Origin of the sequence: Vescimonas coprocola, assembly GCF_018408575.1 — a bacterium.
GTDB lineage: Bacteria > Bacillota > Clostridia > Oscillospirales > Oscillospiraceae > Vescimonas > Vescimonas coprocola.
In genome coordinates this window covers 2,070,548-2,093,968 of sequence record NZ_AP023418.1, presented here as the reverse complement: position 1 = coordinate 2,093,968, position 23,421 = coordinate 2,070,548, and the positions used below count along the sequence as shown (strand labels likewise).

Sequence of the window (23,421 nt, the reverse complement as noted above, 5' to 3'; positions counted from 1 at the left end):
GCCGCGTTACTGTTTCACCCGTTTGCTATGCGGGCAGTTTATTCTTTTTTTGTTTTGTAAGCATTTTTCAGATGCTCGAAGGACTCCTGGCTGATGATATGCTCCATCCGGCAGGCGTCCTTTTCCGCCGTTACCGGGTCTACGCCAGCCTCGATCAGCCGGTCGGTAAAGAAGCGGTGCTTTTCGTAGATCTGCTCCGCCACTTCACGGCCCACATCGGTCAGGTGAAGGAAATAGCCGCTGTCCATTGTCAGGAAGCCACCTTCACGCAGGGTCGCCACCGCATGGCACACGCTGGGCTTTGTGACCTCCAAGTGCCGGGCGACATCCACGGAGCGCACCATACCGAGTTTCTTTTGGAGAACAAGGATGGTTTCCAGGTAGTCCTCCCCGGACGCATGAAGTTTCATCTGAACCTCCTTTACTGAGCCAACTTCCAGCCGATGGCCTCCTGTCTGGCCGATACAAAGTCGGCATACAGGCCCTTCTGCTGGATCAGCTCCGCATGAGTGCCGCGCTGGACGATATGAGCGTTGTCCAGTACAAGGATCTGATCGGCGTTGCGGACGGTTTTCAGCCGGTGGGCAATCATGATGATAGTCTTGTCATGGGTCAGCGCCTCAATAGCCCGCTGCAATTCATCCTCATTTTCCGGGTCAACACTGCTTGTCGCCTCGTCCAAAATGATGATGGGTGCGTCCTTCAGTATGGCGCGGGCGATGGAAATCCGCTGTTTCTCGCCGCCAGACAGAGTGCCGCCGCCCTCGCCAATCACAGTGTCATAGCCATCCGGCAGGGCAGAAATAAAGTCATGGCAGCAAGCCTTCTTCGCCGCCTCAACCACCTGCTCATGGGTGGCGTCCGGGCAGCCAAACTTGATATTGTTCTCAATCGTATCTGCAAAGAGGTATACGCTCTGGAACACCATCGAGATATTCTTCATCAGGCTGTCCAGCTTAAAATCCCGTACATCCGTACCGCCTATGGTAATCTTCCCGGCATTCACATCCCAAAAACGGGCAATCAGGTTGCACATCGTTGTCTTTCCTGCCCCGGAAGGGCCGACAATGGCCGTAGTCGTTTTTTCGGGAATGGTAAAGCTGACCTGATCTAATATCTTGCGGTCTGCGTAGGAAAAATCCACCTTGTCAAACACGATCTCGCTGGACTTCGGCGTAATGTCAGCGCCTTTCTCGTCCATCACCGGCGTGTCATCAATGGAGTTTGCCGTATCCATCGAGGCCGCCAGCATTTGTAGCAGAGAGGCCATATTCCCGGCGTTCTCCAAATCGTTGAACACCATGAAAGAAGCAATCACCAAAATCAAGCCGTAGGCCAGCGACAGGGAGCCGTCCAGCCAGAACCAGACCGAGGCCAAAAGCAACAGGACGCTAAACACCCGGACAACGGCCTGTTTGATGGCGTCATAGGGAACGCTGGCCTTTGTCAATTTCAGGTTATCTCGGCAGCTCGCCTTAATTGCACTGCCGATAGACTGCGTGCTGTCCCGTTCCAGTCCAAATGCTTTGACAATCCCCATCCCCTGAATGTACTCCAACACAGACTCCACAAGGGACTCCTGTGTGTGCTGGCGTACCCCGCTGAGCGCGGCAGATTTGCGAAGCGCCAGTTCCGCCGCCGCAAGGTAAATCAGGACACCAGCAACGGCCACAAGACCGATCCGCCAGTCAAATACCAACAGGACGATGACAAGGGCAACCGAGTTGAAAAAACCGCCCAGCACTGACACCAGGACACGGGCTGCTGAGTTCTCTACATCGCCCAAAGTTGTTGTGACAATGGCGGTAATGTTCCCGATACTATTCTTGTTGAAGTAGCCCATCGGGATGTAGCGCAGCCGATCTCCGATGTGGATACGCTTTTCCGCCACCATGCAATAGCCGGTTTCCGTTTGCTCCATCGTGGAGAAATAGGTCGTAATAATACGCCCAATGAGGGAAACGGCCATAATCCCCAGCGAAAGCCAGATAAACTTTCCGTCCCGGTTGTCAGATACCAGCGCGCCGATCACTACAAAGAGGGCGGCAAACTGCATGGCTGAAAACAGCCCGGACAGGAATGAGAATAACAGGGATTTTTTTAGAAGCCCCTTTTTGCTGCCTGCAAAAGCAAAGATTTTTTTCAATGTTCCATACATCCGACAACACCCCCTTACATCTGGTCTTTCGCGCCGATGTGCGCCTGCCACATATCCCGGTAGAGGGGGCAGGTTTCCAGCAGCTTCTCATGCGTACCCTGTGCGTGGATGTTTCCATCCTTCACCACAACGATGTTATCTGCGCCAACAATGGTAGACAGCCGGTGTGCGATCACAATCAGGGTCTTGCCGACAGTCAAAGTGGAAATGGCTTTCTGCACCAGCGCCTCATTCTCTGGGTCGATATAGGCAGTTGCCTCGTCCAAAATGACAACCGGCGCATTTTTCAGCATGGCGCGGGCGATGGCAATCCGCTGGCGTTCACCGCCGGAAAGATGGGAACCGGCGCTGCCGACAACCGTATCATAGCCATTATCCAGCTTGCGGATAAAGGCGTCGCAGCCGCTTTGTTTGGCTGCCTGCTCCACCTCTGCGTCCGTGGCACTGGGTCTTCCCATGCGGATATTCTCCCGGATACTGCGGTTAAACAGGTAGTTGTCCTGAGATACATAGGAAATCTGGTCTGCAATTTCAGACAGCGGCATATCCTTCAGCTCATGGCCGCCGAGGGTAATGCTGCCGGATGTAACATCCCAATACCCGGCAATCAGCTTCGCCACCGTAGACTTGCCGGAGCCGGACGGCCCTACAAGAGCGGTCATGGTTCCGGGGTGGATGGCGAGATTCACATCATGCAAAACCTCTGTTGTCCCGTCATAGGAAAACGACACAGACCTAAGAGAAATGCCGGTATTTTCCAGCTTGATCGGCGTTTCTTTATGGTTTAGTTCTTCGGCGTTCAGAAGCTGGCTGATTTCTTCCACATTTGTCCCCAGTACAGCCAAATCGTCCGTAAAGGTAAAGGCCGCAATAATCGGCCCAATCAGCCCCAGCGAGAAAATCACAATGGACAGGAAGGTGGAAAGCTCCAGACTGCCGGAGAGCCAGAATGCAAAACCGCAGGGCAGCACGCAAATCAGCACTGAGGGCAGGATGGCGTTGTAGGCGCTCATGGTTTTCTGGTTTTCCCGCATCCAGTCCACATAGTAGTTGGCGTTATAATTCACCGCGTCAGAATATTTTTTGTAGGAACCGGCGGATTGGCTGAACGCCTTTACCACCTCAATCCCGCCGATGTATTCTACAATGGCGTTTGCCATCTGCTTTCCCGCTTTAACCGCGCCCTCCCATTTGACGGGATAATTCTTCATACCGGCGGACATGACAGCAAGGCCCACCACCAGCGTAACAAGGGACAGGAGCGCCATGCGCCAGTCCATAACGAACAGATATACGACAATCACCAAAGGCACCAGCACATTTGCGGTCATTTCCGGGAGCAGGTGTGCGAAGGTCGATTCCATGCCTTCAACCCGGTCAACAATCGTCGTTTTATACTGGCCGGACGGAGTATCTAAAATCGTCCCCATCGGGACGCGAGCCAGCTTTGCGGTGATATTCTCCCGCAGATCACGCAGCGTGTAATAGGTCGCTGTGTGGGAAATCGTTGTAGAAAGACAGGAAAACAGCACCTTCCCAAAGTAGCCGCACAGTGCAATAATACCAGCGGTCACATAGCGGGAAAAATTCTGTTCCCCAGACAACATCATTGTGACAATATGCGCCACGCAGAAATAGGGCACCATCTGGCAGGCCACGCCTAATACTGCAAGGATAATACTGCCGATGAATTTCCCGTGATAGGGTTTGCCCCATCCCCATAAAGTTCCTATGGGTGAGTCTTTCTTTTCCTCCTTCATTCTGTGGACACCTCCTTCTTCATATCACTCAGAAAAAACTTTAGCAGGCGTTTTCGGCCATCGCTGTCCTCTATGGAATAACTTTCCTGAATTTGCCCGTTTTCTAAGTGAAGGACATAATTGCAGCAGCGTAGAATAAATTCCGGGTCATGCGTTACCACAAGCGCAGTTCTTCCAGTATTCGCCACCTGATTAACAACATTGGCAACCTGCCTCATGTGAAACAGGTCAAGACCGCTGGTCGGTTCATCGAATAAAATCAGAGGGCGCTCCGAAGCAATCGCAGAGGCAACCGCCACGCGCTGCTTTTGGCCGCCGGACAGTCCCATCGGGTGGCAGTCCTCATAAGGCAGCAGATCCATCTCCTGCAAGATTTCTCTTGCCCTCTGCTTATCCTCAGTTCTCATACTGAGCAGAATTTCATCCAGAACACTTTCAGTAAAGAGCTGGTGGTTTACATCCTGCATGACCATATAGCAGAGTTTCAATCGTTCTTTTCTGGAATAGTTCTTGCTCTGATCCTGCACCGTTCCTTTGAAGTGCTTTTCCAATCCGCATAGACACCGGGCAAATGTGGATTTTCCAGCACCATTATGTCCGATGATGGCCGTGGCGCTGCCGGATGGGAAAGAGGTTTCCGTTATATGCAAGGTTTCCGGCTCATGCTTATAGGCGAAAGATACATTCTTTATCGTCCAAACCGCCTCATTCGTTCTCTGCGGCGGGCCTTCAACTTCTGAAAGCCCCGCAAGGTCAAGAGGACGCAATCCCATATCGTCGCGCTGTTTTGCCGACAGGCCGCAAAATTCCTCTGCTGTATAATCACCGTCAATTTCTCCATCTTTCAGGTACAGGACACGGTCAAAGAGGCCGGACAGATAATACAGCCGGTGTTCAGAGATGATGATGGTCTTTCCCTGCGATTTCAAAGTAAAGAGAAGCTGCCGGAAATCAGCGATAGCGTATGCGTCAAGGTTGGATGATGGCTCATCAAGCACATAAATATCCGGGTCAATCGCCGCTGCCGATCCGCAGGCGATTTTTTGCTTTTCACCGCCGGACAAAGAAAAAATACTTCTATCAAGCAGCGGCTCCAACTTTAGCTGTGCAGCTACACGCTTTACACGGTCACGCACAAGATCTTCCGCTATGCCGTGATTCTCTGGGCCGAAAGCCAGTTCGCTGGTCGTGTCCACATTGAAAAACTGAGAACGCGGATTTTGAAATACAGAACCGACTTTCAGAGAAATATCAAACAGTGACAGGTCACGGGTATCCTTTCCATCCAGATAGACGGAGCCGGTATAAGTCCCCTCATGATAATGGGGGATCAAGCCGTTAAACAACCGGGTCATGGTTGTTTTCCCACAGCCGGAAGTCCCGCAGAGCAGGACAAAAGAACCGTCCTCAATAGTGCAGGAAATATGTTTCAAAGCGCCACCGGCCTGCCTCTCACTGTCGGGAAGGGTACTGGCAGGATAAGAAAAGGACACATCTTGACATTCAATCATTTCCTTCACCCCCTTGCGGCAAGCACATAGATTTGCGCTGCAAATGCTCCCAGACAGATCAGCAGGAAAATAACATCCTGCACATGAAAACCCAGCTTACAGATATTCGTCCGTTTTACCGGGCCTCCCAATCCCCGCGTAAGGGCTGCCTGGGACAGTTCCTCCCCGATTTTGACGGAGCAGATCATCATGGGAACAATCCGATACTCTAAAATCGTACCAGCTTTACCACCGCCAAAGCGGACGCCACGCATCCGCATGGCGTCCCCAATGGCGCTCCATTCTTCCGCAACCGTGGGAAAGAAGCGAAACATCACAGACATAGGAATGGTGATCTGCTGCGGCAGGTGGAGCCGTTCCATCGCCGCAACAAATTCGCTGACCGTGGTTGTAGTTACCACGAAATATCCCATGACCACGCTGGGGGTGAACCGCAGAAGAATACCAACGACGGCTACCGCGATGTAGTTTGCTACGCCGGTCAGTCGGGACAGGCCGAACATTTCCAGGCACAGACTGCCTCCAAAAATCAGGATATAGAGAACAGCGCCTTTCCATTTTCTGGCCGCTGACAAAAGTAACAGCGGGATCGCTGCCAACACGATGATGTAATACTGCATGATACCTTCATACGAACCGCCTAAAATAAAGACAGCTATGGTAATCAGTACCGCCAGTTTTGTCCGGGGGTCTAATAAAATTCCGCTATTGTTTTTTTGACTTGCAAGAAGTTCGCGGCTCATTACACAATTCCCGCCCGCTCAAAGTGCTTTTTGAAAATCTTCCGTCCGATCAGGCCGCCGACAAGACCACTGACGAAAGCAGCAATAAGCAGTACAGGCAAAATCCAGTCGGGCATATAAGCCATGAGCGTGTCGGCATATTCCTGACCGTAGCCGGGGAGCAGGCTCTGGTAGTAAGCGTCACGCGTCACAACGATGGGAATAAACGCCCCGATTACCCACATGGAAAAAACGCCGTGGATCAGCACTTCACGCTTGGCGTTCTTGTAGTCACAGGCTTTCATCATAAAATCGGAAATCAGCCCGAAAATCAGCCCGGTAGGGATGCACCACCAGCCCATGCCGGTCAGCAACATAATGATACCGAGCAGCACCCCGCAGATGGTAAGCATACCGAATTTTTTGATTTTGGAGAAGAACAACATCATCGGAATACCGCCCACAAGCGGCACGATCACGCTGATAAGCGGAATGAAAATCGGGATAAAACCGATGGACGCCGCAGCGAAAATGACGATAAAATAAATCGCCGTGAAAATACCGATATTGATGAGATCCTTTCCTTGCAATTTGTTGTTCATTGCGAAACCTCCTAACATGATTACTTTCGTCTTGATTAGTTCTTGCTAACCGACCCTAATGATAGCATAAATTCAGCTGTGCTTCTATGCACATATCGGTATTTTAAGCCCGTATAGCAAGGAGCTTTTTCGCTCTACCAGAATATCCATTGACCAGGAGTTTTCTCGCAGGTATAATACTATCAGCGATTTTGCGTGATGAAAGGGGCGAAGCAGTTGCGTAACATGATATACAACATTTTAGAAAACAGCGATGCTGTTTCTGGTGTGACCTTGAAAAACAGTCCAAATAGCAGCACATTGCTTTTGGATCGGGCAGATGGCAAGGGACGCATGACATTCCATACGCTCTTTCCGGGGCTGACTTTGGCTTTTATTTTTGTAAACGCTCCCGTATGGCCGGAGCCGGATGAAAATTCAGATCTAAAGCCTTTGCTGATTAACTATTGCGTTTCGGGCAGAAGTGAATTGCTTCTGGATGACGGCTCCTACATTTACCTGAAGGAAAATGATTTTTGTGTCAGTGAACAGACCGCACAGAAAGAATATATCTTTCCCACACGGCAATATCAGGGCATAAAAATATACTTTGACCTGCCACTTCTTTTACAGTCCTGCGGTGAACTTTTGAAATCTTTTTCACTTGACCTCCCTACGCTGGAAGAAAATTATTGTGGCAATCATAAGACATATATCAACGAAGCGGATAGTGAACTGGAAAATATATTTCAAAACCTCTGGCGGCTATCCGAAAGACCCTCTGCCTTCCATTTGCAAATCTATACTCTTGAACTTCTCCACCGGCTTCTTAACATGGAAATCCGGCCTCCGAAAACTTGCGGCTTCTACACGGAAACACAGGTTGAAATTGCAAAAAGGGCGGCACAAATCCTTTCTGATGACCTTCGCCAGCACATCCCTGTAAGACAGATTGCAGAACGATTTTCGGTCAGTGAAACCAGCCTGAAAAATTATTTTAGAGGCGTATATGGACAGAATATATCCACCTGGCTGCGGGAACTCCGTATGAACGAAGCCGCAAGGCTTCTTTCGGACACAAAGCGTCTGATTGCCGAAATATCCGAACAGGTCGGCTACTCTAATCAAGGAAAATTTGCAGCCGTGTTCAAAAAGCAGTTTGGTCTTTCTCCGCTGGAATACCGGCGGTCAAAGAATTTGGGAAATATATAAATGTAGAGGCGGTATTATCACCTGTTAAAGGCAACAATACCGTCTTTCTTTAGATTTTTTCAGTAAGTCAGCCAAAATCTCCGTTTCAAATTGTAGTATTAGTAGGGAGAGAATACGAGGGTAGGGTTACGGTAGCAAGCACAGCAAGCGAGTACCCGCTTGCGAATTTTGAGATTTTCAGGCCCTCTACCCGAAAATTCAAAATTGCTTGTTGGGATAGTCCCAAACCCTTATAAAGAACGGAGGCGACGCATGGCAAACCGAAAGCGGAATATCCAAATGAAATTCTATGTCACGGAGGATGAAAAACGGCTCATAGACGAAAAAATGAGCCAGCTACCCACACGCAGATATGGCGCCTACCTCCGCAAGATGGCGATTGACGGGTATATCATCTATACTGACACCGCAGATATCAAGGCATTTACCAAAGAGCTTTCCGCCATCGGTCGGAACATCAACCAGATCGCCAAGCGGATCAACGCCGGAGGTCCTGCGTATCAGGCCGACATGGACGAGATACGGGAAAGGCTGGATCAGATATGGCAGTTACAAAGACACATCCTATCAAGTCAACGCTGAAAGCAGCCATTGACTATATCTGCAACCCGGAGAAAACAGACGGGAAGCTCCTGGTATCCGCCTATGGCTGCGCCGCCGAAACTGCGGATATCGAATTTTCCTGGACCCGCCGCCACGCCATCGACAAGGGAACAAACCTGGGCCGCCACCTGATCCAAGCCTTTCAGCCTGGGGAGGTCACGCCGGAACAGGCCCATGAGATCGGCATGGAACTCGCAAAAGAAATCCTGGGCGGCAAGTATGAGTTTGTCCTTACCACCCACATAGACAAAGATCATGTTCATAACCACCTGATTTTCAATGCGGTCAGCTTTGCGGATCACAAGCATTATCATTCCAACAAGCGGAGTTATCACTATATCCGCCGCACCTCCGACCGGCTTTGCAAGGAACATGGTCTGTCTGTCATTATTCCTGGACAGGACAAGGGCAAGAGCTATATTGAACATCAGGCCACGCAGAACGGCACTAGCTATAAGGCAAAGCTGAAAGCGGCCATCGACCGGCTCCTGCCAGCCTGTTCCAATCTGGAAGAACTGCTTCGCCGCCTGCAGAGAGAAGGTTATGAGATCAAGCGCGGCAAGTATATCTCTGCCAGAGCACCGGATCAGGAACGGTTCACCCGTCTGAAAACGCTGGGGGTTGACTACACCGAAGAAGCCCTTACCGCCCGGATCGCCGGACGATCCAGACCTTCCCGCCAACCGAAACGGCAGGACGGAAAGATCAGCCTGCTCATTGATATCCAGAATAACATCAAAGCACAGCAGAGTGCAGGCTTCACCCATTGGGCGAAGCTGAACAATCTGAAACAGGCCGCCAAGACCATGAATTTCCTGACCGAACACGGAATCGGCAGCTATGGAGAACTGGAAAGCAAATTGACCGCATTATCCGCACGGAGAGATACCGCTCATGCAGAAATCAAGCGGATAGAAAGTAGAAGTGCCGAACTTGCCCTTGTGATGAAGCACGCCGGAACTTACCGTCAGCTAAAGCCGCTTTATGACCGATACCGCAGATCGAATGATAAAGAAAAGTTCCTGCGGGGGCATGAGGGCGAGATCATCCTTTTTGAAGCGGCCACCAGAGAATTGAAACGGATGGGGGCTGTGCCGCTGCCAACAACGGAAAGCATGAAAACGGAGCTTGCCAATCTCAACGCAGAAAAGGAACGGCTCCTTGCTGAATATAAAGCCACAAGAGCCGAAGCCCAGGAATACGAGACCGTCAAGCAAAATGTGGATGCGCTGCTGACCGTTGCAAAGGAACAGGAACAACAGCGGCGGCATGAGCTTGAATAATTTTCTTTAAAAGACGCTGGGCGCAGCTCCCGGCATCCTGTATAATGGAACTGCGGAAGGAGGTTTTACCGATGACAAGAAGCGAAGCGATCAAAGCATTTTTCTTCAAAAGTGTACTGCCCGTGACCGTGGCACTGATCCTATATTGTATCTTCAAATCCGTCTGCATGAAGAACGGAGAGATTGACTATGTATGGATCTGGATACTCTGCGGGTTGCCGTTTGGCCTCCATCGGATGTGCCTCTGGATCGTGCCGAGCGGCGGCTCCCTTGGTGGAGGGATCGCCTTGTTTGCATTGAACTTTATTATCGGCGGTGTAATCGGCGGTTTCGTTCTGGCCTGGCGGCTTATTGTGGCGGTGTGGTATGTGCCGCTGACGGTGTACCGGCTGATCGTTGGATGATTTTCTTGCGTCATGGAAATATGGAAAACTGCCGCTCGTGCCGATGGAAAAGCCATTCACAACCTGATGGAAAAAGACAAGCCTTTTCCCACAAGTCTGCAAACAGCTTTCCCACAGCCTCACAATCCTGGCAGTTTACGCACATTCCCACAACACCTACTACGGCGAAATTTGCTTCTCTTATAGAAATAGAAAACCTTTCATGTTAAAATTAAAATACATACTCTAAGGAGGTTGAAGCGCATGGACGAAAATAATTCCATCCAGCTTTTTGAAGATAGAAAAATACGCACCGCATGGGACGAAGAACAGGAAGAATGGTATTTCTCCGTTGTGGATGTTATCGCTGTTCTGACAGATAGCTCCAATCCAACAGACTACCTCAAAAAAATGCGTAAGCGTGATGAACAGCTTGCAAGCTACCTGGGGACAAATTGTCCCCAGGTAACAATGATGGGCGCAACAGGCAAAAAGCGCAAAGTGCTGGCGGCAACGGCTGAACAGATTTTACGCATTATTCAGTCCATCCCATCACCTAAGGCTGAACCATTCAAACTCTGGCTTGCTCAGGTCGGCCGTGAACGCATCGAAGAAACGATTGACCCGGAGCAGGCAATCGACCGTGCGTTAGAGACTTATCAGAAAAAAGGCTATGATACAGACTGGATTCATCAGCGGCTTCTTTCTATCCGTGTCCGTAATGAGCTTACCGCGGAATGGCAGGAGCGCGGCGTACAGCAGGGCAAAGAATATGCCATTCTCACCGATGAGATCACGAAAGCATGGTCCGGCATGACTACTCGGCAATATAAGAAGCTGAAAGGTCTGAAAAAAGAAAACCTTCGTGATAACATGAGCACGATGGAAATTGTTCTGAATATGCTGGCAGAGGCAACAACCACAGAACTGTCAAAAGCACATCAGCCGGAAGGATTTTCTGAAAGTCAGAAAATTGCCCGTCGTGGCGGCAGCTATGCCGGTCAGGTTCGACAGGATATTGAAAAAGATACCGGGCGACCGGTCATTACATCGCAGAACGCCGCACAGCTTAATGCCGTAGTCGTTGACATGATAGAAAGCGTAGCGGAAACGGAAAAGCCTGATAATGACGAAAATAAATAAAAAAAGCGGGAGTACAGCAGATCGGACGAACCGAAAAGCTGTACTCCCGTTTTGCGTGACAGAAAGTGTCTGAAATCAAGCCTTTTTCTTCATGTGTCAGCAAGCAGACCGACACATGAGAAATCATAAAGGCTCCCTTTGAAAATACGGATACAGGGAATTATTCTGCGGTTTTTCCACCCTTATCTTCACAGATTTTAGATCGTTTGGAATTGTAATACGGACAAGCGACCAGACACGCCCGGAAACTCTGCTTGCAGCCATGAACACATTTTTTACAGATATGGTTATACTGCCGCCTGCCGTTCTCGCCCAGGAAGAACGCCCATTCCAGCCGCCACTTCTTGCTTCGGCTCATAGGCAATCATGCTCCGGCACATCACGGACGGGCTTCTTTCCTTCTGGGGACTTGTGCTCGGCACACTCCCGTTTGGCATCCTCCAACCGCTCACGGATGGAAGGCTTCTCCGGCGTTGTCCGCTCTGCGTACTCCTGGGCTTTTCCCAATTCTTCGCCGCGTCTGCCGTTGTTGATAACGCCGTCGATCATGCCGTAGTCATCCTCCAGCGTCATTTCCGCTGTGCGGAGAGGATTGTCCTTTTCCGGCTGCTCCGCTGCCACGGCAAAGGCCCGTGTGCCATTCCCCATGATAAGATACTTTCCATCATCGGAAATATGGTGGACACCGTAACCGGCTACCTCCATCTGCTCCCGGCTCATAGCCGTCACCTGAAAGCTGCCCCTCGGTGTCTGCACACGCTCGCCGGTCTCAAAACGGTCTGGAAGAAAAGCGAGGTCTTGTTTCTCTGCCGGGACAGGGAGAACGACGATATTGCCATTGATCTGCATAAATCGTTCCGGCGTTTTGAACTGTTCCGTGTATTTCTGGATCAGTTCCGGGGACAGGGACGCAAAATCTTCCTCACCAAGTCCAACCACCAGGAAAGTTCCTGCTACGATATCATAAATTTCTCCATTTTCATCCCGCAGCCCACGGTTCAGGTCAAGCCCAATGAGTTTGCCTTCATCATTACAGACCAGCGCTACCGGGTCAGAATAGGGATAAGTCGCTCCAATATCACCGCCAACCTCTGCCTGCAGGGAATGAAGGTCGGGGGCGATTTCCTTCACATAGGGTTCCTTCATAGGCTCCACTACAAGCACAGTCATCTTTTCCGAGGCAGGCCTCTCCGCGGCGTCCAGCATTTCATCTGCATGGGACTTCTCCGGGTCATCCAAAGCGGCTTTGACCTCCGCCGGGTCAAAATCCAGAAATTCCTCATAGCCCGTGGCGTCCTTGAATTTTTCAATCTCCGAAGGGAGATAGTCCTCCTGCGTTTGCCCCAACGCCGCCAGCTTTTCATCCAAAGCGGAAATGCGTCCGGCCATCAGGTTTTCGTAAAGTTCTTCCTTTGCGGCGTGCGCCTCCGGGTGCTCTGCCGCATACTGCGGATCGTTCTGACGGAAAAACTCGTCCATGTCAAAGGCGATATCCATAGCCCATTCAGATTTTTCTTCTTCGGGAAGATCGTCCTGAAAAGTCATCACCCGGTACTCGTCGGGGATACTGCCGCGCTCGCCGTCATGATACTCATGGAAGGCTTCTCTGGTATCCCACACATAGCCCTGATCGGTGAAAGTGCCGTTTTCCTCCAACGCCACATCCCGGCCATAGGCTTCATAGTCGATATAGTTCTGCAGGTGGGCGGGAACTTTTGAAACCTCCAGTTCTTCGAGATAATAACGCCCCAGATCGTCATAATCCTCGATATTGGGGTAAATCTCATAACAATCCAGATTCTCCGTGAGGTTGATGATTTCCTGCAGGCTGCTGGTATAGTCACCGATCTCCATAGCGGCCTGGAATTTCGCATAGTTGCTCTGGTCCATTTCATCCAGCTTCGATGCCAGATAATTCAGCTCGTCCAGATTTTCGTATTCGCCCAGCTTGTCATAGAGGCCGTCCACATAACAGTCATAGTCCGTGATGAACCATTCCTCATAGGGATTGCCGAAGTTATCCTTCTGGCCGATCCCGATCCGCTTAAACACTTCCTTCAATTCCTCGGCGGTGGTGGGAAACTTCACCCACTCGCCCACAAGCTCGCCCTCATTGTACTTCCCAAGATTGGTGATAAAGGCGGCAAAGGGATAATCCTTGTCGTGATCGTAATATGGCATATCAGCACCTCCTTACAGTTCCGGCGCAGATTTTTCCTTATGGGGCTGCGCCTTGTTTTTCTCCGCACATTCCTTCTTGCCCTGTTCCAGCCGTTCCCGGATGGAGGGCTTTTTCTCCGGCTCCGCAGGGCGTTCATGGTTCCACTCGTCGCCGGAGAGAGAAATATATCCGTGTTTCGTAAAATGGCCCTGTTCCTCCTGCATGGCGTACTTGCCAAACGGAACAGGGTCGATCGCTTTCAGAAGTTCCGGGGGCAGCAGCATATCCATGTGCTGTGCCAGATACCGCCACCCCAGATCATTCAGATCGTGGATATTGGGCTCAAATACGAAATAGTCGATGTTGGCCGCAAACTCCTTGAACTGCTCCGGCGCTGTCAGCTTGAAGGGCGAGGTCCGCACCGCCGCCAGCACCTCCCGGTCCTCCGGGGAGAGGGCAGCCACCGCCGCCCTCACTTCGGGTAAATGTTCCAAAGTCTTATTTTCTGCCATCAGCACCAACCTTTCTTTTTGGAAATTCCAGCTTGAAATTGATGTACTTGCCGCCCGTGTCGTTCAGGATCACCGCAGCGTCATAAGTGGTCTGTTTCTTTTCAGACCACATTCCCTTGACATTGGTACGTCCCTTTTTCAGAAGGTCCGCTGCCATTTTCTTTGTCAGCTCCTTCTTGCGGCTCGTCCAGAAGCGATCATTTTTCCAGAGGACGAAACCGCAGGACCGATCCGAACACGCAAAGTTCTTCTTGCCCTCATAGACCGGCTGACCGCAGCGGGGGCAGGTACCGATCACTTCCTTCTCCGGGACAAACAGCTTTTTGCCATCCTCGGAAATGCAGGAATAGGTGGACACGATCTCCTGGACCATCGTGCGGATACCGTCCATGAAGGTATCCGGGTCAGCGCCGCCCTTTGCGATCTCCGTCAATTTCTGTTCCCATTCCGCTGTCAGCATGGGAGAGGTCAGCGGCTCCGGCAGGACCGTAACAAGGTTGATACCTGCTTTCGTGGGGATCAGGCTCTTGCCCTTGCGCTCCACAAATCCGGCTGCCACCAGCTTTTCGATGATAGCCGCCCTGGTCGCAGGCGTGCCAAGACCTTTTCGCTCCGCCTCATCGGGGATATCATCCTTTCCTGCGTTCTCCATAGCGGACAGGAGGGTATCTTCGGTGTAGGGCTTCGGCGGCTGGGTGAAATGCTCGGTAACAGCAACCTCCGCACCATCAAAAATCTGCCCTTCGGTGAAGTCTGGGAGCGTATCGCCGTCCCCATCCGCAGGCTTTTCTTTCAGAAAGACACGGAAAATGCGGTCGATCTCCCGCCAGCCTTCGGCAAGGACGCGCTTGCCCTTTGCGGTGAAGGAATGGCCGCAGCAGTTGAAAGTTGCCGTGACCGCCTCATACATATACGGCTCCGCCGACGCACACAGCAGCTTGCAGCAGACCAGCAGGAACAAATTGCGCTCGCCCAGGGGCAGAGCCTTGATATCCGCTTTTTCAATCTCCATCGTGGGAATAATGGCGTGATGGTCGGATACGTCCTTGTCGGAAATCATGGCCTCCACCAGCGGGAAGAAGTTGGAGCAGCCATCAAAGGGCGGCAGCTTCGCCGCCAGGTGGATCACACAGGAGGCTGTTTCCGCCATGTCGGAGGTCAGATACCGGCTGTCCGTGCGGGGATAGGTCAGCAGCTTCTTTTCGTAGAGGCTCTGGGCGTAGTCAAGGGTCTGCTTCGCCGTGTATCCGAACAGGCGGTTTGCTTCACGCTGCAAGGTGGTAAGATCATAGAGCTTCGGCGGCTGCTCCTTTTTCTGCTCCTTCGTGACGGAAGTACAGGTGACGGTCACACCCTTGCACATAGCCGCTGCCTGTTCCGCCTCCGCCGGATCGGTGAATTTCTCCGACACTGCCTCGGCTCCGTCCAGCATCAGGCGCAGCAGATGATATTTTTCCTTGTGGAACAGCGTGATCTTCGCGTCACGCTCCGCCAGCATTGCCAGTGTGGGGGTCTGAACACGGCCCACATTCAGGGTACGGTGATAGAGAACGGAGAAAAGGCGCGTGGCGTTGATTCCCACCAGCCAATCCGCTTTCTGGCGGCAGAGGGCAGATTGATACAGGGCTTCATAATCGGCGCCGGGGCGCAGATCAGAAAATCCCTCCCGAATGGCGCTGTCCTCCATCGAGGAAATCCAAAGGCGAAGGATCGGTTTGTGGCAATCCGCCATTTGATACACCAGACGGAAGATCAGTTCCCCTTCACGCCCGGCATCACAGGCATTGACGATGGTATCCACATCGGGGCGGTCCATCAGGGCACGGAGATTTTCAAAAGCATCCTCCTTGCCCGGTGCCAGCACATAGCGGAACGACTCCGGCAGAATGGGAAGATCATCATAGCGCCATTTCTTGAAACGTTCGTCATAGCCGCCCGCATCCATCGGGGATACCAAGTGCCCCACACACCAGGATACGAGAAGGCCGTTGCCCTCATAAAAGCCATCGGCCCTGGATGAAGCACCCAGGGCCGATGCGATAGATTTTGCCACACTCGGTTTTTCCGCAATAATCAGTTTACTCATTCTTTTCCTCCGTTTCCTCGTCCTCGGTCAGGTATTCTTCTTCATCCTCCAGGTCGAAATCATCCAGATCAGCGGGAACTTTCTTGCCCTGCTTCGGTTTCAGCACCAGGAAATAGACCGCCGCGCCGCCTCCGGCTGCAAGGATCAGCAGCACCGCCAGGATCGCCCCGGTATTGCTTTTCTTTTCGGGTTCCGGATTCTGCGGTTCGGTGGGCTCCGCAGCTTTCTGTTCTGTGCCAACACATTCACTAAGGTTTTTTACGCAGACCGGGCAAGCGGTATTGACCGCTCCGGCCTGGCACTTCTCCGTACAGGTGCAGACAATAGGTGTTTCCGCCTTTTCTCCATCCTCCGTAAGCGCCATGAGGTCGGCTTCATCCACCTGGTTCAGAAAATGCACGGTTTCCTCGCCCTCATCGTCACGGTCGATAATGAGATAGAACGCATTGCCGTTCTTCGTTTCCACTGTAATAAACTGCTTGCCGCTGGCGGTCGGGCTGCCAATATCGTCAATCAGCGAAAGGTTCCCGTCCGGAGTCAAGGCGGCACCGCCATTCAAGCCGCCGCCCAGCATCCCCAGCAGATTTTCCAGCGTTTCCGCATCCAGAGAGAAAGAACCTTCCCCGGAGCCTGCCTCGCCGTCACTTACCGTCATATAGCCGGAATAGACATAGCCGACTTTCTCCGGCAGGATGACCTTCAGCCAGTCGCCGTCCGTGCCGATCACCTTCACGGTCGTTCCGTTGGGAAGCTGAGTGAAGGCGGTGTAGTCCATTCCCGCACCTGTGCGGACATTCAGATTGCCGCCGCCCGTGGTGACAGTACCGGTCTGCCCGGAGCCATTTTCGCCGGAACTGAACTGGATACCATCCTCGGTGACGGATACCGTGACCTGGCTGCCTGCCAGAGCGGAAAGCAGATCAGAGACATCCCCAGCCGTTTCCTGTTCAGCCACGGACTCCGTGCTTTCCTCGCCGCCGCTGGCAAAGGCGGTGACAGAAAAAGCGGCAGTGCTGAGCACCACCGCCAAAAGAGCCGATACCATTTTTGTCATAAAGTTATGCTTCATCCTCGTATCCCTCCGTTTCCTCATTCTCGGTGTTGCCCTCCTGCAGCATACCTTCCGGCAGGGAAATCATGCCGCTGGCATAGGCTTTCAGGAAAGCGGTCAGCTCCTTGTTGTCCATCTTCACGGCTTTCACCATGCGGACGATTTCCAGATTTTCTTCCTCCGCAAGCTGCGCCTCCAGCGCACGAAGGCGTTTCTGCTGCTCTGCAATCTTTTCTTTGGTTTTCGCAATGTCATTGCGGATCTTCTGTGTCGTTGCCATAAATCAAATTACCTCCATATCGTTTTTTAGTTGTAGGGTGGTCGCCCGAAAGCGTAAAAGTGGGATTGCCAGTAGCTTGTGTTGATATCTGCATACTGGATGGGGTCGCCGCAGTGCAGCATTTTTCCACCGCCCACATAGATACCCACATGGGAAACACCCGGCGTATCGTAAGTGCCGACGAAAAAGATCAAGTCGCCGGGCCTTGCGTTGGCAGAGGATACCGGGGTGGAAATGTTGTAGAGCCCCTGGGCTCCCAGCCTGCCCGTATTGCAGACACCGCTTTGCGTCAGCACCCAGGATACGAAGCCGGAGCAATCAAAAGAAGTGTTCGGATTGCTGCCGCCCCATACATAGGGATAGCCGATGTACTTCTCCGCCTCGGTAATGAGCGCCGCAAAGGTTTCATCTTCCAGTGCGGAAGGCGGAATATCATAGGTGGTGGGTGGTTTGGTGTACTTGTCTACATAGCCGGAGCCGGGGAACAAATCTTCCCGGTTCCCCAGCGTTGCCATATAGACCGCATACAGGGAAAGCGTTTCTTCGTCCATGATGTAGACCGGCACATGGGAAAGATCGAAGTTTTCCAGCTTCACATTGCAGATATAGTAGTTATACGGTACTTCCACGTCATAGTCATTTCCCTCGCTGTCTGTCCGTGTTTCCGTCCGATAGCGCACTTCCACTTCCACGGTCTGCGTCAGGATGTACTGTTTTTCAAAGAGCATTTGCAGCTCCGCCTGAACCTCGTCGATGGTGAACACCCCTTCATGGAACGCCGTGAGAATGGAGATCAGCACATAAGGGTCATGCTCGATCTCGTCCAGATCAAAACGGTATTCGTCATATCCGGGGTGCAGAGCCTCATAGTGGTCCAGCTCATATTGAAGCTCCTGCTCCAATTCGCAGTAGGCCGCCTCCGCAGCCAGCATATCCGTGTCTTCGGAGAGATAAGAGGAAGTGAATACACCGCCCACGCCGGAGCCCGCCATCATGGAACAGGAAGATATCCCGCCAAACAGCAGGGCAACACAGGCACCAATGCCGATCACCAGCAGAACCGCCCGGCTATGGTGTTTGATGTAGAGGAATGTTTCCTTGAAGGCGTCCTTTGCTTTCTGCGCCGCACTTTTCGCCGTAGCTGCGGTGTTCTTTGCGGTTTTCTCCGCCTGCCGCAGCTCCTTTGCATAGTTCCGCTTGATCCGCTGTTTCTGCAGAAAGCGGGATACCGGGTTAGAAGCTGCCAATGCAGGATCATCATGCAGTGCCTTTTGGTAAAGGTAGTCGGCGTTTGCCTTAAAAGAAGCCTGCTCTGCCTTCGCCGCGTCACGCCAGGGCTTTGTGCGGTGATGGTGGACGGCGGCACGGACTTTGCCCTTTCCATAGGCAAACCCGCGTTCCGTCAACACCTCGCCTTTGTGTCCGGCCTCTACACCCACATTTTCCTGCTCTACCTCATGCACCTTCGCGTGGGCAGCGTGGACAATCTCATGGACCGGCCGAGAAAGCGGATTGTGCCGCAGGCGTCCGTTGGGGCGTTTCTCCACTTCTTCAAAGTGAAGCTGCGTTTTGCCTTTTCCGGCTGTCTCGTCAAAAACACGCTCGGTACGGAGAGCTTTCTTTGTGGGGATAGCGGCCTTTGCCGCGTCCAGCCTGTCCGCCGCACGGTCGGAATGGTCGATGTACTTTCCAAGTGCGGGATCGGCACGTTCTTCCTCGGTGAATTGCAGACGGGAGGACGGGCGCCGCCTTGCGGCAGAGCCGTCCCGCACCGCCTGGGCGTCAGCCTTTTCCGCCTTTCGTGCGGTTTTCTTCTCATGGTGCTCCGCTGCACGCAGGGCAAGGTCAGCAGCCGCGCCAGCAGATTCTTCCGAAGAAGCGGACAACTCCGTTTCCGGCTCCCGGCTGCTGATATGTTCCACCTCTCCCGTGGCAAGATTTTCGGATACCGCACCGTCACGGGTCATTTTCTGCGTGATCTTATCGGTTGCTTTCAGTTCCCTCATAGGCAGTCACCTTCCTTTCCATAGGGGCAGAAGTCGCCGCAGGTTCCATTCTCGATCATGGCGATATAGCGAAAAATGGGATAGGCCTGGGGCGGGCAGACCGCATTTCCCAAAGTTTTCAGCCGCAGTGCCCGGTCATCCATGCGCTCAGTCATGCGGGGGATTCCTTCCGGTTCAGCGGCCCAGAGTTTACGTCCGTCCATCCTTTCGGGAAGCCCATGAGCCATTCCACCCAATCCGGGTTCAGCGCCGATGTTTCGGACACCGGCCGTTCCTGGGAGATGATCTGCGCTGAAAGGTTCCCGTCCTTCTTCGCCGGATCGAAGGCCGACGGCTTCAAGGTCGAGCGGAAACCGTCCGACGCCACCGGGGTCAGATAGAACACCGCCGCCGACAGACTGAGGCTCCAAATCGCCCCGTTTCGGTTCCGCTTGCGGAATATCCCATTGTCCGACAGGAACACATCCAGGCTTGCCGCATCCCTGGCGGTGTTGTTGTCGGAGGCAAGGGGTGTGGGAAACATCAGCCGCGACGATAAAAGTTCGCTGGCGCTCATGCCATGCGCCGACGCCGCAAGCCGGAAATACGAATGGGAGAACAGCGTATCCCGCTTTTGCCAGGTCAAAGATCGTTTTGTCGAGCCCCATATTGATGAAGCCAGCAACATTTTCCCCAAGCACCCAACGGGGCCGCAGCTCGGTAATAACGCGGCACATTTCCGGCCACAGGTAGCGTTCATCCGCAAAGCCCTTCCGTTTTCCGGCGGTGGAGAAGGGCTGACAGGGAAAGCCGCCTGAGATAACGGTAACTGTTTCAAGTCCTGTTTTTTCAAAAAACGCCTCCTTCGTGAAAGTAGTAATATCCCGGAACCTGGGAACATCCGGCCATCGTGCGGAGAGGACGGCGTGCGGAAAATCCGCCCACTCACACTGGCAGACGGTTTCAAACCCGGCAGCCTCCGCCGCCAGGTCCAGACCGCCAATGCCGGAAAACAGGCTCACATGGGTCAGTTTATTCATGGTCCTTCGGCGCACGGAACGGTTCGATCTCACTTTCCAGCTCCGCAAGGACCGCCTCAATATCCGCCGTGACCGCCTTGCTTCTGGCAATCAGCCGGTTCATCACATCAAAGAAGGTTTCACCTTCCTGTTTTTCTTCTGTATGCAAATAGCGGGGATCATTCATATTCGTTTTCTCCTTTCCCGGTTTCACCAAGTTTTGTTGTCATAATGCTGTAAAGCTCGTTGTCCTTCGGGAAGTCATCCACAAAAGGCAGGATCACATTGCCGAAGAAGATCAGCCCCTCGCCGGGGCCTGCGTTGCTGATATGCGCCGCCTGCTGGTTGGAGATATTCAGGCGCTCGCAGAGGATTTTCCTGTCTCCGCTGGCCTGGTTCAGAAGGTACACAAAATCGCTGTTTTCAAAGATGTTCTCGATCTCCGGGGAGGAAAGCAGGTCCTTAATGTTCTGCGTGATCCCCGTGGGGATACCGCCCCATTTGCGAAAGCGTTTCCAAATCTCCACGCTCCAGGTACCGACCTCGCCGCGCAGCAGAAGGTGGAACTCGTCCACGAAGTACCAGGTGGATTTACCCTGATCCCGGTTTTGGGAAACACGGTTCCATACCTGGTCCTGGATCGCCAGCATACCCAGGCTTTTGAGCTGCTTTCCCAGCTCCTTGATATCGAAGCAGACAATGCGGTTGTTGATATCCACGTTGGTACGGTGGTTAAAAACATTCAGGCTGCCATGCACATACAGTTCCAGTGCCGCCGCGATCCGCTGTGCCTCCGGCTCCGGCTGCCGTTTGATCTCGTCATACAAATCTTCCAGCAGCGGCATATTCTCCGGGCGGGGGTCTGCAATATAGGGGCGGTACACGATCCGCACAGCACGGTCAATGACCGTTTTCTCCACCGGCTCCAGACCGTTCCGTCCGCCTGCCGCCAGTTCGCAGAATGACAGGATAAAGTCGGATTTCAGCGCCAGCGGGTTATCGTCCTCGCTATAATTGAGGTTGATATCCATAGGATTCACATACTGCGTGCTGGTAGGTGAGATTTTGATGACCTGTCCTTCCAGACGGTTCACCAACGGAAAATATTCAGCCTCCGGGTCGCAGATCAAGATATCGTCCTTTGTATTCAGGAACACACCCACGATGGAACGCTTTGCGGAAAAACTCTTGCCGCTGCCGGGCGTGCCTAAGATCATGCCGTTGGGCGTTTTCAGCTTTTTGCGGTCAGCAAGGATCATGTTGCCGGAAGTGGCATTGAGTCCATAGTAGAGGGCCTCGCCGCCGTGGAAAATCTCCTGTGTGGTGAAGGGAACGAACACCGCCACTGCCGAAGTGGTAAGCCCGCGCTGTATCTTAATACGGTTGACACCCAGGGGCAGAGCCGACACGAAGCCGTCCTCCTGCTGGAAGTCCAGCCGCACCAGGGAGCAGTTATATTTCTGTGCCACGCTTGCCGCACGGAGAAGATCATTCTCCAGCTTTTGCTTGCTGTCCGCAAAGTTCACCACCAGGAAGGTCATCAGGAACATTCGCTCATTTCTGCTTTGCAGGTCACGGAGGATGTTCTTTGCCTCGCCTGCGTAGGTGGCAAGATCGGTGGGGATGATATCCATATCGAAACCTTCCCGCACTGCCTTTTTCTGTGCGTCGATCTTCATACTGTCAATGTCAGTGATTTTCCGCTTGACCGTTTTGATTGCCTCGTTCTGGTCCATGCTGCGGATATGGAGGCTGACAAGCAGCCCGCTGTCCGTATCCAGCAGCTCGGTGAGCATACGGTCATCCATTTCCGGTGCGCTGATCTGCAGAAAGGACACGGCACAGAATTTATCCGCCATCGTGAACTTCCGTGCTTCACCGAAGCGGAAGGAAGATGGTGCGATAAAATCCTGAACCGACAGGCCGGAAGGGGCAAGCCAGCTCCATTCAAAGGCAAACCGTTCCCCGTCCGGGTGCAGGATGCCGTGGAGCGTTTCCAGCCACTCCTTGCCGCCAAGCTCCTTTGCCAGAGCACCCATGACCTTGAAATGGTTGAGGGCATCCATGACGATTCGGGAAAATCGTGCCCGTGCGGTTTTGCTGTCCCGTGCCTCGATGGTGAGGGTCAGATACTTTGTTTTGATAAGACCGTTGTTGCCCCGTTCAAGCTGCTTGCGGAGCATTTGCGTGTAAAGCTCACGGATATGGTCGAAGTGATCTCCCTGCGCTGCGATCTCGATACGCTTCACAAAATCCTCCCGGTTCATGCGGCGGCTCACAAGGGAGAGCTGCATTCCGATAGAAGCGTCATGGGCGTTATACATATCGCAGAGAGCTTCAAAGATCGCCGTCTGGTCGTCAGGCTTTGCAAGCTGATAATTCACATCCTCGAACTCGATACACTTCGACCAGGTGTGGTCGTCCAGCTTGCACAGGCCGTCCGGGTACATCTGGCGGAACGGTAAGGTATCCTGTGCGGAATGTACCTTGCCGTCGCCTCTGGCAGTTTCCAAGATACGGCTGATCTCACGCTTTTCTGCGGCGGTCAGCTTTACCGCTGGTTTTGCCGCCTGTCGTGCCTGCGGCTCTGGCTTTTGCTTTCTGAACAATGGCTTTCACCTCCTTTTCCGCCTGGGCCTGCCGCTCCAAGGCTGCGTAGAAATTGTTTGTCTGGTAAGGCCGCTCTTTCGTCCGCAGGAACATACAGCGGATGACCTGTCCGGTCACCACTTCCAGGGATTGGCCGTGCCGCTCATACATGGCGAGTAGAAAGAACGGGAGCATGACGATAATCATGCAGAACGCGGCGGCGCTGTTGCTGGCCGTGCGTCTGAGCAAAAAGAAAAGCGGTACTCCGATGAGTGCCGCCGCTCCGAAACATATAAGCTGCCGTTTGGTAAGCCCAAACAGCACTTTGGATTTTACTTTCGTCAAATCCTTTGGAATGGTTACATACGCCAATTTATCAAGC

General features: G+C 52.7%; 22 protein-coding genes. 5 read left to right on the top strand and 17 right to left on the bottom strand.

Annotation, left to right across the window (positions count from 1 at the left end; translation table 11 throughout):
- Positions 1 to 38: 38 nt before the first annotated feature.
- Genes KJS28_RS10340 through KJS28_RS10315 form a run of 6 tightly spaced genes read right to left on the bottom strand, consistent with a single transcriptional unit; the run spans position 39 to position 6,753 of the window.
- Positions 39 to 410, bottom strand: coding sequence for a metal-dependent transcriptional regulator (locus KJS28_RS10340; RefSeq protein WP_173827649.1), 372 nt, complete (start codon positions 408 to 410; stop codon positions 39 to 41).
- Between the two features lie 11 nt (positions 411 to 421).
- Entirely contained in the window at positions 422 to 2,158 is a 1,737-nt protein-coding gene (locus KJS28_RS10335; RefSeq protein WP_212818651.1) for an ABC transporter ATP-binding protein, read from the bottom strand.
- 14 nt (positions 2,159 to 2,172) lie between these two features.
- Positions 2,173 to 3,918: an ABC transporter ATP-binding protein gene (locus KJS28_RS10330; protein WP_212818649.1), complete on the bottom strand. Its 1,746-nt coding sequence runs from the start codon at positions 3,916 to 3,918 to the stop codon at positions 2,173 to 2,175.
- Entirely contained in the window at positions 3,915 to 5,429 is a 1,515-nt protein-coding gene (locus KJS28_RS10325; RefSeq protein WP_212818647.1) for an ABC transporter ATP-binding protein, read from the bottom strand. Before KJS28_RS10325 ends, KJS28_RS10330 begins: the two co-directional genes overlap by 4 nt.
- 5 nt (positions 5,430 to 5,434) lie before the next feature.
- Positions 5,435 to 6,172 carry an energy-coupling factor transporter transmembrane component T gene (locus KJS28_RS10320; RefSeq protein ID WP_212818645.1) on the bottom strand — a complete coding sequence of 246 codons (738 nt, stop codon included), beginning with the start codon at positions 6,170 to 6,172 and terminating at the stop codon, positions 5,435 to 5,437.
- The gene (locus KJS28_RS10315; protein WP_148430715.1) at positions 6,172 to 6,753 is read right to left on the bottom strand and encodes an MptD family putative ECF transporter S component; all 582 of its coding nucleotides are present in this window, start codon (positions 6,751 to 6,753) and stop codon (positions 6,172 to 6,174) included. The genes KJS28_RS10320 and KJS28_RS10315 overlap by 1 nt, the downstream gene beginning before the upstream one ends.
- A 225-nt stretch (positions 6,754 to 6,978) precedes the next feature.
- Between KJS28_RS10315 and KJS28_RS10310 the strand changes: the two genes are divergently transcribed.
- The 5 genes from KJS28_RS10310 to KJS28_RS10290 all read left to right on the top strand — a co-directional run bounded on the left by KJS28_RS10310 (position 6,979) and on the right by KJS28_RS10290 (position 11,356).
- Positions 6,979 to 7,944 (top strand): helix-turn-helix domain-containing protein, encoded by a 966-nt coding sequence (locus KJS28_RS10310; protein ID WP_213540806.1) that lies wholly within the window; start codon positions 6,979 to 6,981, stop codon positions 7,942 to 7,944.
- Positions 7,945 to 8,196: 252 nt separating this feature from the next.
- Positions 8,197 to 8,526 (top strand): plasmid mobilization protein, encoded by a 330-nt coding sequence (locus KJS28_RS10305; protein ID WP_118601453.1) that lies wholly within the window; start codon positions 8,197 to 8,199, stop codon positions 8,524 to 8,526.
- Positions 8,487 to 9,830, top strand: a complete 1,344-nt coding sequence (locus tag KJS28_RS10300; protein ID WP_118601452.1) for a relaxase/mobilization nuclease domain-containing protein — start codon at positions 8,487 to 8,489, stop codon at positions 9,828 to 9,830. The genes KJS28_RS10305 and KJS28_RS10300 overlap by 40 nt, the downstream gene beginning before the upstream one ends.
- A gap of 71 nt (positions 9,831 to 9,901) precedes the next feature.
- The gene (locus KJS28_RS10295; RefSeq protein ID WP_212818642.1) at positions 9,902 to 10,234 is read left to right on the top strand and encodes a DUF6050 family protein; all 333 of its coding nucleotides are present in this window, start codon (positions 9,902 to 9,904) and stop codon (positions 10,232 to 10,234) included.
- Between the two features lie 234 nt (positions 10,235 to 10,468).
- A complete protein-coding gene (locus tag KJS28_RS10290) occupies positions 10,469 to 11,356 on the top strand; it encodes a BRO-N domain-containing protein (protein WP_456243469.1) in 888 nt (295 codons plus the stop codon).
- Positions 11,357 to 11,516: 160 nt separating this feature from the next.
- Here KJS28_RS10290 and KJS28_RS10285 read toward each other — a convergent pair whose 3' ends face one another.
- Genes KJS28_RS10285 through KJS28_RS10235 form a run of 11 tightly spaced genes read right to left on the bottom strand, consistent with a single transcriptional unit; the run spans position 11,517 to position 23,411 of the window.
- Positions 11,517 to 11,714 carry a hypothetical protein gene (locus KJS28_RS10285; protein WP_117513596.1) on the bottom strand — a complete coding sequence of 66 codons (198 nt, stop codon included), beginning with the start codon at positions 11,712 to 11,714 and terminating at the stop codon, positions 11,517 to 11,519.
- A complete protein-coding gene (locus KJS28_RS10280) occupies positions 11,711 to 13,537 on the bottom strand; it encodes an antirestriction protein ArdA (protein WP_212818638.1) in 1,827 nt (608 codons plus the stop codon). Before KJS28_RS10280 ends, KJS28_RS10285 begins: the two co-directional genes overlap by 4 nt.
- A gap of 12 nt (positions 13,538 to 13,549) precedes the next feature.
- Positions 13,550 to 14,029 carry a hypothetical protein gene (locus KJS28_RS10275; RefSeq protein WP_212818636.1) on the bottom strand — a complete coding sequence of 160 codons (480 nt, stop codon included), beginning with the start codon at positions 14,027 to 14,029 and terminating at the stop codon, positions 13,550 to 13,552.
- The gene (locus KJS28_RS10270) at positions 14,016 to 16,115 is read right to left on the bottom strand and encodes a type IA DNA topoisomerase (RefSeq protein ID WP_213540804.1); all 2,100 of its coding nucleotides are present in this window, start codon (positions 16,113 to 16,115) and stop codon (positions 14,016 to 14,018) included. The genes KJS28_RS10275 and KJS28_RS10270 overlap by 14 nt, the downstream gene beginning before the upstream one ends.
- The gene (locus KJS28_RS12935) at positions 16,108 to 17,184 is read right to left on the bottom strand and encodes a CD1107 family mobile element protein (RefSeq protein ID WP_213540802.1); all 1,077 of its coding nucleotides are present in this window, start codon (positions 17,182 to 17,184) and stop codon (positions 16,108 to 16,110) included. The genes KJS28_RS10270 and KJS28_RS12935 overlap by 8 nt, the downstream gene beginning before the upstream one ends.
- Complete coding sequence (locus KJS28_RS10260) at positions 17,174 to 17,446, bottom strand: DUF4315 family protein (protein ID WP_005541834.1); 273 nt, start codon at positions 17,444 to 17,446, stop codon at positions 17,174 to 17,176. The genes KJS28_RS12935 and KJS28_RS10260 overlap by 11 nt, the downstream gene beginning before the upstream one ends.
- Positions 17,447 to 17,472: 26 nt before the next feature.
- The gene (locus KJS28_RS10255) at positions 17,473 to 19,452 is read right to left on the bottom strand and encodes a C40 family peptidase (protein ID WP_213540801.1); all 1,980 of its coding nucleotides are present in this window, start codon (positions 19,450 to 19,452) and stop codon (positions 17,473 to 17,475) included.
- Positions 19,449 to 20,471 (bottom strand): DNA cytosine methyltransferase, encoded by a 1,023-nt coding sequence (locus tag KJS28_RS10250; RefSeq protein ID WP_213540800.1) that lies wholly within the window; start codon positions 20,469 to 20,471, stop codon positions 19,449 to 19,451. Before KJS28_RS10250 ends, KJS28_RS10255 begins: the two co-directional genes overlap by 4 nt.
- The gene (locus KJS28_RS10245) at positions 20,464 to 20,637 is read right to left on the bottom strand and encodes a hypothetical protein (RefSeq protein ID WP_213540799.1); all 174 of its coding nucleotides are present in this window, start codon (positions 20,635 to 20,637) and stop codon (positions 20,464 to 20,466) included. Before KJS28_RS10245 ends, KJS28_RS10250 begins: the two co-directional genes overlap by 8 nt.
- Positions 20,630 to 23,059 carry a VirB4-like conjugal transfer ATPase, CD1110 family gene (locus tag KJS28_RS10240; RefSeq protein ID WP_213540798.1) on the bottom strand — a complete coding sequence of 810 codons (2,430 nt, stop codon included), beginning with the start codon at positions 23,057 to 23,059 and terminating at the stop codon, positions 20,630 to 20,632. The genes KJS28_RS10245 and KJS28_RS10240 overlap by 8 nt, the downstream gene beginning before the upstream one ends.
- The gene (locus KJS28_RS10235) at positions 22,977 to 23,411 is read right to left on the bottom strand and encodes a PrgI family protein (protein ID WP_213540797.1); all 435 of its coding nucleotides are present in this window, start codon (positions 23,409 to 23,411) and stop codon (positions 22,977 to 22,979) included. The genes KJS28_RS10240 and KJS28_RS10235 overlap by 83 nt, the downstream gene beginning before the upstream one ends.
- Between the last annotated feature and the right edge of the window lie 10 nt (positions 23,412 to 23,421).